This window comes from Pseudomonas sp. UF-293 (assembly GCF_058245595.1).
The window spans coordinates 392,270-406,087 of sequence record NZ_JBSICA010000001.1 but is presented as its reverse complement, the minus strand read 5'-3'; the positions used below and the strand labels follow the sequence as shown (position 1 = coordinate 406,087).

17 protein-coding genes are annotated in these 13,818 nt (G+C 60.9%); 9 read left to right on the top strand and 8 right to left on the bottom strand.

Features of this window, described 5'->3' with window-relative positions:
- Positions 1 to 121 precede the first annotated feature (121 nt).
- Positions 122 to 781 (bottom strand): glutathione S-transferase family protein, encoded by a 660-nt coding sequence (locus AC4IHP_RS01875; protein ID WP_490830747.1) that lies wholly within the window; start codon positions 779 to 781, stop codon positions 122 to 124.
- A gap of 123 nt (positions 782 to 904) precedes the next feature.
- Here AC4IHP_RS01875 and AC4IHP_RS01870 point away from each other — a divergent pair, with 123 nt between their 5' ends.
- The 3 genes from AC4IHP_RS01870 to AC4IHP_RS01860 all read left to right on the top strand — a co-directional run bounded on the left by AC4IHP_RS01870 (position 905) and on the right by AC4IHP_RS01860 (position 4,665).
- Positions 905 to 1,195, top strand: coding sequence for a hypothetical protein (locus AC4IHP_RS01870; RefSeq protein WP_460122255.1), 291 nt, complete (start codon positions 905 to 907; stop codon positions 1,193 to 1,195).
- A 197-nt stretch (positions 1,196 to 1,392) separates the two neighbouring features.
- On the top strand, positions 1,393 to 1,638 hold the full coding sequence (locus AC4IHP_RS01865; RefSeq protein WP_039757399.1) for a TIGR02647 family protein: 246 nt from the start codon (positions 1,393 to 1,395) through the stop codon (positions 1,636 to 1,638).
- Positions 1,639 to 1,821: 183 nt separating this feature from the next.
- A complete protein-coding gene (locus tag AC4IHP_RS01860; protein WP_490830746.1) occupies positions 1,822 to 4,665 on the top strand; it encodes a class I adenylate cyclase in 2,844 nt (947 codons plus the stop codon).
- Between the two features lie 9 nt (positions 4,666 to 4,674).
- Here the strand turns inward: AC4IHP_RS01860 and rnk are convergent, their stop codons facing one another.
- The 3 genes from rnk to cyaY form a co-directional block, all read right to left on the bottom strand.
- Positions 4,675 to 5,094, bottom strand: a complete 420-nt coding sequence (gene rnk / locus AC4IHP_RS01855; protein WP_400557216.1) for a nucleoside diphosphate kinase regulator — start codon at positions 5,092 to 5,094, stop codon at positions 4,675 to 4,677.
- A gap of 126 nt (positions 5,095 to 5,220) precedes the next feature.
- Positions 5,221 to 5,445 (bottom strand): DUF1289 domain-containing protein, encoded by a 225-nt coding sequence (locus AC4IHP_RS01850; RefSeq protein WP_490830745.1) that lies wholly within the window; start codon positions 5,443 to 5,445, stop codon positions 5,221 to 5,223.
- 3 nt (positions 5,446 to 5,448) lie between these two features.
- Positions 5,449 to 5,781 carry an iron donor protein CyaY gene (gene cyaY / locus AC4IHP_RS01845; RefSeq protein ID WP_041476930.1) on the bottom strand — a complete coding sequence of 111 codons (333 nt, stop codon included), beginning with the start codon at positions 5,779 to 5,781 and terminating at the stop codon, positions 5,449 to 5,451.
- 314 nt (positions 5,782 to 6,095) lie between these two features.
- On the opposite strand from cyaY, the gene lptM reads away from it, so the two are divergent.
- The 6 genes from lptM to AC4IHP_RS01815 are packed head-to-tail and all read left to right on the top strand — an operon-like array spanning position 6,096 to position 10,705.
- Positions 6,096 to 6,269, top strand: a complete 174-nt coding sequence (lptM, locus tag AC4IHP_RS01840) for an LPS translocon maturation chaperone LptM (protein ID WP_007911098.1) — start codon at positions 6,096 to 6,098, stop codon at positions 6,267 to 6,269.
- 9 nt (positions 6,270 to 6,278) lie between these two features.
- On the top strand, positions 6,279 to 7,526 hold the full coding sequence (lysA, locus tag AC4IHP_RS01835) for a diaminopimelate decarboxylase (protein ID WP_490830744.1): 1,248 nt from the start codon (positions 6,279 to 6,281) through the stop codon (positions 7,524 to 7,526).
- A 3-nt stretch (positions 7,527 to 7,529) separates the two neighbouring features.
- Positions 7,530 to 8,360 (top strand): diaminopimelate epimerase, encoded by an 831-nt coding sequence (gene dapF, locus AC4IHP_RS01830; RefSeq protein WP_122506201.1) that lies wholly within the window; start codon positions 7,530 to 7,532, stop codon positions 8,358 to 8,360.
- A gap of 13 nt (positions 8,361 to 8,373) precedes the next feature.
- Positions 8,374 to 9,099 carry a DUF484 family protein gene (locus AC4IHP_RS01825; protein ID WP_042607115.1) on the top strand — a complete coding sequence of 242 codons (726 nt, stop codon included), beginning with the start codon at positions 8,374 to 8,376 and terminating at the stop codon, positions 9,097 to 9,099.
- Between the two features lie 2 nt (positions 9,100 to 9,101).
- Complete coding sequence (gene xerC, locus AC4IHP_RS01820) at positions 9,102 to 10,001, top strand: tyrosine recombinase XerC (protein ID WP_039757393.1); 900 nt, start codon at positions 9,102 to 9,104, stop codon at positions 9,999 to 10,001.
- Positions 9,998 to 10,705 (top strand): HAD family hydrolase, encoded by a 708-nt coding sequence (locus AC4IHP_RS01815; RefSeq protein ID WP_490830743.1) that lies wholly within the window; start codon positions 9,998 to 10,000, stop codon positions 10,703 to 10,705. The genes xerC and AC4IHP_RS01815 overlap by 4 nt, the downstream gene beginning before the upstream one ends.
- Before the next feature lie 189 nt (positions 10,706 to 10,894).
- On the opposite strand, the gene sutA is transcribed toward AC4IHP_RS01815, so the two are convergent.
- From sutA to glnK, 4 genes are all read right to left on the bottom strand, one after another.
- A complete protein-coding gene (gene sutA / locus AC4IHP_RS01810) occupies positions 10,895 to 11,221 on the bottom strand; it encodes a dormancy-specific transcriptional regulator SutA (RefSeq protein ID WP_016772583.1) in 327 nt (108 codons plus the stop codon).
- Positions 11,222 to 11,322: 101 nt separating this feature from the next.
- Positions 11,323 to 11,748, bottom strand: coding sequence for a secondary thiamine-phosphate synthase enzyme YjbQ (locus AC4IHP_RS01805; RefSeq protein WP_490830742.1), 426 nt, complete (start codon positions 11,746 to 11,748; stop codon positions 11,323 to 11,325).
- A gap of 214 nt (positions 11,749 to 11,962) precedes the next feature.
- Entirely contained in the window at positions 11,963 to 13,300 is a 1,338-nt protein-coding gene (locus tag AC4IHP_RS01800; RefSeq protein WP_041476939.1) for an ammonium transporter, read from the bottom strand.
- Positions 13,301 to 13,337: 37 nt separating this feature from the next.
- The gene (glnK, locus tag AC4IHP_RS01795) at positions 13,338 to 13,676 is read right to left on the bottom strand and encodes a P-II family nitrogen regulator (protein ID WP_002555808.1); all 339 of its coding nucleotides are present in this window, start codon (positions 13,674 to 13,676) and stop codon (positions 13,338 to 13,340) included.
- Between the last annotated feature and the right edge of the window lie 142 nt (positions 13,677 to 13,818).

Genomic DNA, 13,818 nt, shown 5'->3' with positions numbered 1-13,818 from the left:
GAGCTTCGCGAGCAGGCTCGCTCCCACAGGGATTCAGGATGTTCACAAAATTTGTGTTCATCACCGACTCAATGTGGGAGCGAGCCTGCTCGCGAAGCCGCCCTCCAGGACGCCACAAAATTCACTTCTTGGCAGCAATCATTGCCAAAAACGCCGGCATCGCCGCGTCCTTGTCCGCCGCAATCTTCTGCACGTGCGGATTCTGCTCAAGCCGCTCCAGCAGCGCTTTCGCCTGCGGCATTTCGGCCAGCAGATCGATCCCGAACAGCTTCTGCCCGACCGCACAGGCCAGCGGCACACTGTAGAGGAAATACAAGTCGGCAATGCTCAGGCTGTCACCCGCCACATACGGCGCGAACTTGCCGTGACGGCCCAGCGCCGCGAAGCCCAGCAGCAGCTCGGTCCGGGTCTTTTCCTTGATAGCCTCAGGCAATGTCACACCGAAGAATGCCTCGCCATAACAGGCACGCGCCGGCAACTCGATGTACAGCTCGATCTCCTTGGCAATCGCCAGCACCTGCGCACGCTCAAACGGATCGCTCGGCAGGAGCGGCGTGGCCTTTTCTGATTGTTCGAGGTATTCGAGGATGATCGCGGTTTCGTTGATGTAACCGGCGTCGACACCGAGCACCGGGACCTTGCCCCGCGGGCTGATGGCCAGTGACTCCGGGGTCTGCGCCGGATGGAAAGTTACCTCTTCGAAGGGCAGGCCTTTTTCCAGCAGTGCCAGTTTGACCATGTTGTAGTAGTTGCTGACAGCGAATCCGTAGAGCTTGAACATCACAGAGCCTCCAGGCCGTGCGGGGTGGGCAGTGCCTGTTTATAGATCGCCGCGACGTTTCCCGCCAGCAGCATCACGCCGCTGAATGCGGGTAAACTGGCGCCTTTCCTTGAGGAGCCTGCCATGAGCGAGCCGACAGACATCGTCAACGATGACGACGAAGAAGCATTCACTGAAGCGACGCTGATCGAAGCCATCGAGAACCAGATCGAAAGCGACAACCCGCCAGCGGCCAAGGCGACGTTGAACAAACTGACTCTGGTCGGCATGGAGCGCGAAGAGATCCTCAACCTCATGGCTCACGTGCTTGCCTATGAGATTGACGCGATGCTCGATGAAGATCGCCCGTTCGACACCCAGTGGTACGAAACGGCATTGCGCGCATTGCCAGAGCTGCCACCGGAAAAGCTCTAGGATCAAAAGATCGCAGCCTTCGGCAGCTCTTACACCAATCTCCTGTAGGAGCTGCCGAAGGCTGCGATCTTTTTTATGCGGACTACACTGGAATTCGCCTCAAGACAAAATCCCCTGATCTGAGCACTGGACATGCCGCACCAGCGGGTTCACCTTAGAGGCGCTGTCGTCCAATTCCTAGAAAGTCTGGAGTCCTTATGTCGCTTACCCCTGAGTTGGTTGCCGAACTGGAAGTCCTTGCACTCTTCAACCTGGACAGTTCCCAGGAAGGTCTGAAAATTCATCAGACCGCTGCCCCGAAACACATCGCTGCTGCCCAGCGTCTCTTTGAAAAAGAACTCACCGACCAGCCCGATGGCGGGTATCTGACCAGCCTCGGTCGCGATGCCGCGCAAAACGTGCAGACCGTACTGACGATTCTGAGAGAGCAGGAAACCGCCTGATTTTTCCCTGACTTTGCCCACGGGAACTCCTGCCACGGGATTTCCGCGGGCCCGCTTGATCGCTGTCGATAAAAAACTGACGTCAGAAAACAAATTCAGCTTAAACGTCCTGCCACGCAGCGGCTAAACTGCGGCCATTCCGAGACCCTCTACGTCCGAGCCTGCAAGCCGGTTTGAGCTGACATGACGCGCACCCACGAAATCCGCCCCGACCTGGACGAAGGCATCGACCGCAAGGTACTCAGCCAGCTGCGCGCACGTTTTCTCAAACTCAATGAAGGCCGCCTCGGCCGCGCACTCGAAGGTTTGTCGACGCGCCAGCAAAGCGTGCTGACGCTGTTGCCGCTGTTCTTTCACGTCAATCATCCGTTGCTGCCCGGCTATGTCTCGGGCAGTACGCCGGCCGGTTTGTCCAATTATGAGCCGGACGCCAATGCGCTGACCGAGGCGCAGCGCCTGACCCGCTCGTTCTCCTACAAGCCGCGCCATGGCAGTAACCCGCCGCGACCGATTCACGGTCTGTTCCTGATGGGCAGCCTCGGCACGCTGGCCCAGGCCGATCAAAGCGACATGGACGTGTGGGTCTGCCATGCACCTGATCTGAGCGAAAGCGAGCTCGCCGAGCTGCGCAAGAAATGCCAGTTGCTGGAAACCTGGGCCGCGAGCCAGGGCGCCGAGGCGCATTTCTTCCTGATCGACCCGGCGCGCTTTATCAAAGGCGAACGTGACTCCCAGCTCAGTTCGGAAAACTGCGGCAGCACCCAGCATTATCTGCTCCTCGACGAGTTTTATCGCACGGCGATCTGGCTGGGCGGACGCACGCCGATCTGGTGGCTGGTGCCGGTCTATGAAGAAACGGCCTACGACGCCTACACCCACACCCTGCTGTCCAAACGCTTCATTCGCGCCGACGAGACGCTTGATCTCGGGCCGATGGCGACCATTCCGCCCGGCGAATTCATCGGTGCCGGGTTGTGGCAGTTGTTCAAAGGCATCGAATCGCCCTACAAGTCAGTGCTCAAACTGCTGCTGACCGAGGTTTATGCCAGCGAACATCCGCAGGTGCAGTGCCTGAGCCTGCGTTTCAAGAAAGCCGTGTTCGCCAATCAGCTCGATCTTGATGAACTGGACCCGTACATGGTCGTGTACCGGCGTATCGAGGAATACCTGATTGCCCGCAACGAGCCGGAACGCCTTGAGCTGGTGCGCCGCGCGCTGTATCTGAAGGTCAATCGCAAGCTCACCGGCAACAGCCGCAGCCAGGGTTGGCAACGCGCACTGCTCGAACGCCTGGCCGGCGAGTGGCACTGGGATCAACGGCAACTGGCGCTGCTCGACAGCCGCAGTCAGTGGAAAGTCCGCCAGGTCAGCGCCGAGCGCCGCGCGCTGGTCAATGAACTCAACTACAGCTATCGCTTCCTGACCCAGTTCGCCCGCAGCGAACAGACTGTCAGCCTGATCAACAAGCGCGACCTCAATGTCCTCGGCCGGCGCCTGTACGCGGCGTTCGAGCGCAAGGCCGACAAGGTCGAGTTCATCAACCCCGGCATCGCCCCGGATCTGGCCGAAGACACCCTGACCCTGGTGCAGTCGCCGAACAAAAAGGAGCCGGGGCAGACTCAGTGGGGCTTGTACAACGGCAGCCTGACGGCACTGGAGTGGGAACACTTCGCGCCGATCAAGCGCAGTCGCGAGCTGCTTGAACTGCTGACCTGGTGCCACCGCAACGGCGTGATCGACAGCAGTACACGTCTGGCCCTGCATCCGGGCACCAGCGACTTGAGCGAGTTCGAGCTGTTCAACCTGCTCGGCAGCCTGCAGCAGTGCATCGCCCTGCCCTTGCCCACTGTTGCCGAAGAGCCATTGCTGCGTGCCGCTGTGCCCAGCGAAGTGCTGCTGCTGATCAACGTCGGCGTCGACCCGCTCAAGCATCATCGCGATCTGAACATCCTGATGACCACCGAGCGCACTGACTCGCTCAGTTATGCCGGCGTGCGCGAAAACCTGGTGTTGACCCTCGATCAGGTCACGCTCAACAGCTGGAACGAAGTGCTGGTCAATCGTTTCGACTGCCCCCATGCGCTGCTCGATTGCCTGCGCGATTACCTCAACAACCTGCCACGCGGCCCGGTACAGCCGTCGCTTAAAGTGCGCTGCTTCTGCCACAACCGCGCGCAGTTCATTGCCCGCCGCGTAGAGGAAATCATCGACACCGCGCAGACTCTGTTGCTCAGTGACTTGAATCATCGCTACCTGATTCAGGTGCAGCAGCACTATCACGTGCTGGAGCTGGTGCCGGGTCAGGTCAACCATGTCGCCCTCGCCACCCTGCCGGCGCTGCTCGACTATCTGGGCGAAGAACAACCACGCTACAGCCCGCTGCACCTGGACCCGATGGCGCTGGAGGATCACGACCTCGCGCTGATCCTGCCGATGGGTCAGCCGGAATGCATTCAGGTGTTCTACCGCATCAGCGAACAGCAGGCCGAGCTGTACGTGCTGGATGAATTCAATGCCCTGTGGCAACAGCAACTGCCCTACCACGACGAGCAGAGTCTGCTGGTACCGCTGCAGCGTTTTCTGCAATCGATCCAGTACCGCCGTGAAGCGCAATTGCCGATGGACGGTGGCCCTGCGGGCAGCCCCGAGACTTTGTATTACCAGCTGTTGCCGTCAGGCCCGGGACGCTCGCGCCGAGTCGAAACCCGACCGGCACCGCAGACGCCGGTGAACAAACCGTTCTATGACGTGCAAGCGATCATCGGCAAGGCCGCACCTGGCGAAGTGCAGGTCACCTTGTATTGCAATCAGAGGGAATTCAGCGAGCTGGAGCATGGCGACCAGCTGTTCAGCGTGGTCGCCCGGGAGATCGTCGAGCAGCGCCGCGAGACCGAGCGCTATCGCTGCTACATCACCGACCTCGACCTCTCGGGGCTGCTCGGTGACGGGCACAGTTCAAGCAATCTGTATCTGCGCTACAAGTCGGACCTGGAGCGCTCGTTGAATGAAGCGCTCGAACAGGTTTGAAGCAGGGATTTATTCGGGAAAGGCGCCGCCGTTGACCGGTTGCGATTCCACTTCCAGCAAGGTCAGCTTCAGCGACTTGCCACCCGGAGCCGGCCAGTCGATGTGCTGACCGACCTTAAGACCCAAAAGCGCACTGCCGACCGGCGCCAGAATGGAAATCTTGCCTTCGTCGGCGTTGGCGTCCTTCGGGTAGACCAGGGTCAGGTGATAATCCTTGCCACTGCCTTCTTCGCGGCAATGCACACGGGAATTCATGGTCACGACATCGGCGGGCACTTCATCGTGGCCGACCACGGTATCGGCGCGGTCCAGCTCGGTTTGCAGCGCAATCACGCCCGGCGCAGCCTGGTCTTTCTCGCTCAGGTTGTCGATCAGGCGCTCCAGACGTTGCACGTCCAGACGGGTAAGGGTGATGGAAGGTGCGGTCATGATCCAGGCAGACTCCTTTCTTCTGCACAAAAAAAGCAAAACCCCGCCAAAAAAGACGGGGTTTTCACCGTGCCTCGGTGGTTTGAGGCGTTCGCGGACACTATCACAGCTCAAAAAATATACAAGTCACTCACCATTAGCCTGCCTGCGCTGTGACGCCTGGGCAATGATGACCCGGCGCCGCTGATCATCGGCCGAACGCCATTCGCGAATGTCTTCGACATGGCGCGCGCAGCCGAGGCAGACTTTCTGTTCGTCCAGCCGACATACGCCCGTGCACGGCGAAGGCACCGCCGGGCTGACGTTGCTGTAGAGCGGTTTCGGCGGGCGAACAGGCGCTGCATCAGTCACGAATCACAGACCTTCGAAATCGAATTCAGCGCCAGCCTGTTGCTTGACCAGGCGCTGAAGCATTTCGCCGAGCTGCTCTTCGCTCTTGTCGCACATCCAGCGCTCGCTTTCTTCGTCGTAGTCGAAGTGGAAACCACCGGACACGGCCGCCAGCCACAGCTGACGCAACGGCTCCTGGCGGCTGAAGATCAGCTGGCTGCCGTTTTCGAATTTGACCGTCAGCACGCCGGCCGAGCTTTCCAGATCGATGTCCAGATCGCTTTCGTCAAATATGTCTTCCAGTTTTTCCTGGGTTTCATCGACCAGATCGTGGAAACGGGCTTCGGACAAACTCATTGCGGCAACCTCAAAAATGTCTGATCAGGCTCAAGCGCCGAAAGATACGGACGCTGTCGGCCGATTGCAAAGATTAACGACCAAGCACCTGTCGGCCCATCCAGCACCGCCCCCGTGGGAGCGAGCCTGCTCGCGAAAGCGGTGTGTCAGGCAACGAGCCTGTTGAATTTGCCGACGCCTTCGCGAGCAGGCTCGCTCCCACAGGGATGATGCGCATCAAAGGAGCCCCGCCGGACGGGAACCCCCTCGCATAGGCAAGCTGCCGGGTGGCCGGTATACTCCGGCGCAATTAACGCATTTTCAAGGATTTCGCCATGAAGCGCCTGATCTCTTCCCTTGCTGCGCTCGTCGCGGTTGCCTGTCTGGTCTCGGCCTGTGGTCAGAAAGGCCCGCTGTATCTGCCCGACGACGATCAGGACCCGGCTGAACAAGCCCAGTCCTCGCAAAAGCAGCCATCCAAGGCTCACAAGCACGACGTATACCAATAAGGGATCGCCATGGACGCTTTTAACTACCGTGGCGGGGAGCTGTTCGCGGAAGGTGTGGCGCTGTCCGCCATCGCCGACCGCTTCGGCACACCTACCTATGTCTACTCGCGCGCACACATCCAAGCGCAATATCTGGCCTACGCCGATGCGCTGGCCGGCATGCCGCATCTGGTCTGCTTCGCGGTCAAAGCCAACTCCAACCTCGGTGTACTGAATGTCCTGGCCCGTCTCGGCGCCGGTTTCGACATCGTTTCCCGTGGCGAGCTGGAACGCGTACTGGCCGCGGGTGGCAGCGCCGACAAGATCGTCTTCTCCGGCGTCGGCAAGACCCGTGACGACATGCGTCGCGCCCTCGAAGTCGGCGTGCACTGCTTCAACGTCGAATCCACCGACGAGCTCGAGCGCCTGCAACTGGTCGCCGCCGAGCTGGGCGTTCGCGCCCCGGTTTCGCTGCGCGTGAACCCGGACGTCGATGCCGGCACCCACCCGTACATTTCCACCGGTCTCAAAGAGAACAAGTTCGGCATCGCCATTGCCGACGCCGAAGACGTGTACGTGCGCGCCGCGCATCTGCCTAACCTGGAAGTGGTCGGCGTCGACTGCCACATCGGTTCGCAACTGACCACGCTGCCGCCGTTCATCGATGCACTGGATCGCCTGCTCGATCTGGTCGACCGCCTCGGCGACTGTGGCATTCACCTGCGCCACATAGATCTCGGTGGCGGCCTGGGCGTGCGTTATCGCGATGAAGAGCCGCCGCTGGCTGCCGACTACATCAAGGCCGTGCGCGAGCGTCTCGACGGGCGTGATCTGGCGCTGGTGTTCGAGCCGGGCCGCTTCATCGTTGCCAATGGCGGCGTGTTGCTGACCCGGGTCGAATACCTCAAGCACACCGAGCACAAGGATTTCGCCATCGTCGACGCGGCGATGAACGACCTGATCCGCCCGGCGCTGTATCAGGCGTGGATGGACGTCACGGCGGTGAAACCGCGCGACAGCGCTGCACGCAAATACGACATCGTCGGCCCGATCTGCGAAACCGGCGACTTCCTCGCCAAGGACCGCGAGCTGGCGCTGGAAGAAGGCGACTTGCTGGCAGTGCATTCGGCCGGTGCCTACGGTTTTGTGATGAGCTCCAACTACAACACCCGTGGCCGTGCCGCCGAGGTGCTGGTGGATGGTGATCAGGTTTTTGAAGTGCGTCGCCGCGAAACCGTGGCCGAGCTGTTTGCCGGCGAAAGCCTGCTGCCGGAGTAACCCATGCTGCTGCGTTTTACCAAAATGCACGGCCTGGGCAACGACTTCATGGTCCTCGACCTGGTCAGCCAGCACGCGCACATTCAGCCTAAACACGCCAAGCAATGGGGCGATCGTCACACCGGTATCGGTTTCGACCAGTTGCTGATCGTCGAAGCGCCGAGTAACCCGGACGTGGATTTCCGCTACCGGATCTTCAACTCCGACGGTTCGGAAGTGGAACAGTGCGGCAACGGTGCGCGCTGCTTCGCCCGCTTCGTGCTCGACAAGCGCCTGACTGCAAAACGGCAGATCCGCGTCGAGACCAAGGGCGGCATCATCGAGCTGGACGTGCGTAACGACGGCCAGATCGGCGTGAACATGGGCGCGCCGCGTCTGGTGCCGGCGGACATTCCATTCCAGGCGCCGGCCCAGGCCACCAGTTATCAGCTGGATGTCGACGGCACCACGGTCGAACTGGCCGCCGTGTCGATGGGCAATCCCCACGCGGTGATTCGCGTGGACGACATCAACAGCGCACCGGTGCATGAGCTGGGGCCGAAGATCGAACACCATCCACGCTTCCCGGCGCGGGTCAATGTCGGCTTCCTTCAGGTCATCGATCGCCACCGCGCACAATTGCGCGTGTGGGAACGCGGCGCCGGGGAAACCCAGGCCTGCGGCACCGGCGCCTGTGCGGCGGCGGTGGCGGCCATCAGTCAGGGGTGGATGGATTCGCCGCTGTTGATCGACCTGCCCGGCGGGCGTCTGTCCATCGAGTGGGCCGGCCCGGGAGAACCGGTGTTGATGACCGGTCCGGCAGTGCGTGTATACGAAGGACAAGTGCGTCTTTGAGCGAGCAGAAATCATGACCGACAAGCCTCAGGTACCCGCCCGACCAGCCGACGAATCAGCGTCCGAGAGCCTTGAGGCAGCGGCGGTTGCCGCCTACCTTGAGGCTCATCCGGACTTCTTCGTCGAGCACGAAGAGCTGCTGCCGTCGTTGCGCATCCCGCACCGACGCGGCGACACCGTATCGCTGGTCGAACGGCAGATGACTATCCTGCGCGACCGCAATATCGAGATGCGCCATCGCCTCTCGCATCTGATGGATGTGGCCCGCGACAACGATCGCCTCTTTGAAAAGACCCGACGCCTGATTCTCGCGCTGATGGATGCGTCGACCCTGGAAGACGTGGTCATCAGCGTTGAAGACAGCCTGCGTCAGGATTTTCAGGTGCCCTTCGTCAGTCTGATCCTGCTCGGCGACAACCCGGCACCGGTCGGCCGCTGGGTGACTCACGCCGACGCGCAAACCGCTATCGGCGGCCTGCTCACCGAAGGCAAAAGCGTCAGCGGCAGCCTGCGTGAACATGAGCTGGATTTCCTCTTCGGCGAAGAACAACGCCAGCAGATCGGCTCGACCGCCGTGGTTGCCGTCAGCCATCAGGGCATTCACGGCATCCTGGCCATCGCCAGTCGTGACCCGCAGCACTACAAAAGCTCGGTCGGCACCCTGTTCCTGAGCTACATCGCCGAGGTCATGGGCCGCGTGCTGCCACGGGTCAACAGCTCGCTGCGCTCGGTACGCTGACCATGGAACGACAACTGGACGCTTACTGCGAACATCTGCGCAGTGAGCGACAGGTGTCGCCGCACACCCTGTCGGCTTATCGCCGCGACCTCGATAAAGTCCTTGGCTGGTGCATCAAGCAGAACATCGGCAGCTGGGCCGCGCTGGACATCCAGCGCCTGCGCAGCCTGATCGCCCGATTGCATGCGCAAGGCCAGTCCTCGCGCAGCCTCGCCCGCCTGCTCTCAGCGGTGCGCGGGCTCTATCACTACTTGAATCGCGAAGGCTTGTGCGACCACGACCCGGCCACCGGCCTGGCCCCGCCAAAAGGCGAACGACGCCTGCCGAAAACCCTCGATACCGACCGCGCACTGCAATTGCTGGAAGGTGCGGTCGAGGACGATTTTCTCGCCCGGCGCGATCAGGCGATTCTTGAGCTGTTCTATTCCTCCGGCCTGCGCCTGTCCGAGCTGACCGGGCTCAATCTCGATCAACTCGACCTCGCCGACGGTATGGTTCAGGTGCTCGGCAAGGGCAGCAAGACGCGGCTGTTGCCGGTGGGTAAAAAGGCCCGCGAAGCACTGGAGCAGTGGTTACCGCTGCGCGCCATGACCAACCCGGCGGACGATGCGGTGTTTGTCAGCCAGCAAGGTCGACGCCTCGGCCCGCGCGCGATTCAGGTGCGGGTCAAACTGGCTGGCGAGCGCGAACTGGGGCAGAACCTGCATCCGCACATGCTGCGGCACTCGTTCGCCAGCCATTTGCTCGAGTCCTCGCAGGACCTGCGCGCGGTGCAGGAATTGCTCGGCCACTCCGACATCAAAACCACACAGATCTATACCCACCTCGACTTCCAGCATCTGGCGGCGGTCTACGACAGCGCCCATCCCCGGGCCAAACGCATGAAAGGCGATGATTCATGAGCATTCAGTTGATCACCTTCGACCTCGACGACACTTTGTGGGATACCGCGCCGGTGATCGCCAGCGCTGAAACCGTGTTGCGCGAGTGGCTGAGCGAACATGCGTCCAGCCTGGGCGCGGTGCCGGTGGAGCATTTGTGGGCGATTCGCGAGCGCGTGCTGGCGGGCGAACCGGGGCTCAAGCACCGCATCAGCGCGCTGCGTCGACGTGTGCTGTTCCACGCGCTGGAAGAGGCCGGATATGCCCACGGCGAGGCATCGGATCTGGCTGACAAGGCTTTTGACGTGTTCCTGCACGCTCGGCATCAGATCGAAGTGTTCCCGGAAGTCGAGCCGCTGCTGGAGCTGCTCGCCAATCACTATGCCCTCGGCGTGGTCACCAATGGCAATGCCGACGTGCGTCGGTTGGGGCTGGCGGATTATTTCAAGTTCGCCCTGTGCGCCGAAGACATCGGCATCGCCAAGCCGGATGCGCGCCTGTTTCATGAAGCGTTGCAGCGCGGTGGTGTGGGTGCTGAAGCGGCGGTGCATGTTGGCGATCATCCCGGTGATGACATTGCCGGCGCGCAGCAGGCGGGCTTGCGCGCGGTGTGGTTCAACCCGACGGGCAAGGTGTGGGAAGCGGAGCGCTTGCCGGATGCGCAGATTCGCAGCCTCACGGAACTGCCCGCCGTCCTCTCCCGCTGGAATTCCTCCTCGAACTGATCTATAGCCCTGTGGGAGCGAGCCTGCTCGCGAATGCGATGTGTCATCCAACATGTATGTCGGCTGACATGCCCTCTTCGCGAGCAGGCTTGCTCCCACAGCGGACTGCATTTGTTTTCAACGGATTTATTTCAGGCATGAAAAAGCCCGCAGCGACGGCGGGCTTTTCCAGCAAGCGAGCGACGCGCCTCAGATAGGGCGGCTGCCGTACTTGTTGTCCGGCTTCTTGGGCGGGTCGGCGACCACGTTGGCCTCCACTTCCTGCACCTTGCCGCCGCGCGCAAGGAATTCTTCCATGGCCTTGGCCAGGGCGTCACGCTCCTTGTTCTTGGCTTCGATGCTCGGCAACTCATCGACCGATACCGCAGCCTTGGCTTTGCCTTTGGCAGCCGGGGCCGGCGTGTCGTCACCACCATCGTCTTCGGCAACGTCTTCCGCTGCCGCTTCCAGGCCTTCCTCGGCCTCGTCTTCGTCGCCTACTTCGAGGTCGTCGTTTTCCAGATCATCGTCGCTCATGTTCTACCTCATGACTTGCCAAAAGCAGATTAGTTATAGACCAGCTTTGGCGGCTGTCGAAGCCGCCGTTGAAAAATCTTCTGCCGCTGCCCGGCAGCGGCTCATGCCTGTTCACTGTGCAAGGTGGCGAGGACTTTACGGGCACCGCCATGATCACGGTGCTCGCCCAGATAAATCCCTTGCCAGGTACCCACTGCCAGCCGTCCAGCCGCAACCGGCAGACTGATCTGGCAACCGAGCACGCTGGCCTTGAAGTGCGCCGGGAGATCATCCGGGCCTTCGTCGTTGTGCTCGTAGTCGTCCGTTCCTTGTGGGATCAGACGATTGAAAAATCGTTCGAAGTCGCGACGAACTGCCGGATCGGCGTTCTCGTTGATGGTCAACGACGCCGACGTGTGCTGCAGCCACAAATGCAACAGACCGACCCGACAGGTCCTGAGTTCAGGCAAGCCTGCGAGCAACTCGTCCGTCACCAGATGAAACCCCCGGGGCCTTGCCCGCAGGGTTATCAGAGTCTGTTGCCACATACAGTTCTCCGCTCGTTCGGGGCGCATTCTAGCGTGCTCTGAAAAAAAACAAAGGCCCTAATATTCCTGCAGCGATGTAAGCGATTGCCCGCAGAAAAAGCCTCGCCGTAAAGACGACCAAAGCCGTAAGAAAAATCCTTTCAGCCGCTCCTTGAATGACAAATCCCGGACAAAAAAATGCCCGGCGAACCGGGCAATTTTTTATCGCGCGTACTTACAGGTTGTAGCCGCGTTCGTTATGTTGTGCCAGATCGAGGCCGACCGACTCTTCTTCCTCGGTTACACGCAGACCCATGACGGCGTCCAGCACCTTGAGGATGATGAAGGTGACGATCGCGGTGTAGATCACCGTGAAGCCGACGCCTTTGATCTGAATCCAGACCTGCGCGCCAATGTCAGTCACGGTGCCAAAGCCGCCCAGTGCCGGTGCGGCAAACACACCGGTGAGGATCGCGCCGAGGATACCGCCGATGCCGTGCACGCCGAAGGCGTCCAGGGAATCGTCATAGCCGAGTTTGCGTTTCAGGGTGGTGGCGCAGAAGAAGCACACCACGCCTGCGGCAAGACCGATCACCAGTGCACCCATCGGGCCCACGGTGCCAGCGGCTGGAGTGATCGCGACCAGACCGGCAACCACACCCGAAGCAATACCCAGTGCGCTTGGCTTGCCGTGGGTGACCCACTCGGCAAACATCCAGCCCAGTGCCGCAGCGGCAGTGGCGATCTGGGTAACTAGCATGGCCATACCGGCAGTGCCGTTGGCAGCAGCAGCGGAACCGGCGTTGAAGCCGAACCAGCCGACCCACAGCATCGCCGCGCCCATCAGCGTGTAGCCGAGGTTATGCGGAGCCATTGGTGTGGTCGGGAAGCCTTTGCGCTTGCCCAGTACCAGGCACGCCACCAGACCGGCGATACCGGCGTTGATGTGCACCACGGTGCCACCGGCGAAGTCGAGCACGCCCCAGTCCCACATCAGGCCGCCGTTACCGGACCAGACCATGTGCGCGATCGGTGCATAAACCAGAGTGAACCAGATGCCCATGAAGATCAGCATCGCAGAGAACTTCATGCGCTCGGCGAACGCACCGACGATCAGCGCCGGGGTGATGATCGCGAAGGTCATCTGGAAGGTGATGAACACCGCCTCGGGGAACAGCGCCGCCGGGCCGGTGATGCTCGAAGGCGTGACACCGGCGAGGAACGCCTTGCCCATGCCGCCGAAGAACGAATTGAAGTTGACGACGCCCTGCTCCATGCCGGTAGTGTCGAAGGCAATGCTGTAGCCATAAATGACCCACAGGATGCTGATCAGACCGGTAATGGCGAAGCACTGCATCAGCACGGAAAGAATGTTTTTCGAGCGAACCATACCGCCGTAGAACAGCGCCAGGCCGGGGATGGTCATGAACAGCACGAGCGCTGTCGAGGTAAGCATCCAGGCGGTGTCGCCGGAATTGAGGACTGGCGCTGCCACTTCGTCTGCCGCCATGGCGATGCCGGGCATTACGATGGACAACAGGGCGCCTAGCCCTGCGAATTTACGCAGAGTCATATTGTTTTCTCCTGGGGCGTTGGGTTTGTGGCGGCGCTTAGATCGCGTCGGTATCGGTTTCGCCGGTACGGATGCGGATCGCCTGTTCCAGATTGACCACGAAGATCTTGCCGTCACCGATCTTGCCGGTGTTGGCCGCCTTGGTTATCGCCTCGATAACCCGATCCAGATCCTTGTCGTCGATGGCCACGTCGATTTTCACCTTGGGCAGAAAATCGACCACATATTCCGCGCCGCGATACAGCTCGGTGTGACCCTTCTGCCGGCCGAAGCCTTTGACTTCAGTAACGGTAATGCCCTGCACGCCGATTTCGGACAGCGACTCGCGCACGTCGTCCAACTTGAACGGCTTGATGATGGCAGTGACTAGCTTCATGAAACTCTCTCCCGAATTGGTGGACTTGCCCCAGGAAAACAAACCCGTCTCAAGTCTAAGCGCAGTGCCTGGCTTTGTAACGCATCGTTGACGCCAGCTAACCGCATCAGACGAAACTCCCCGCTTCGTCTGCCGCACTGCA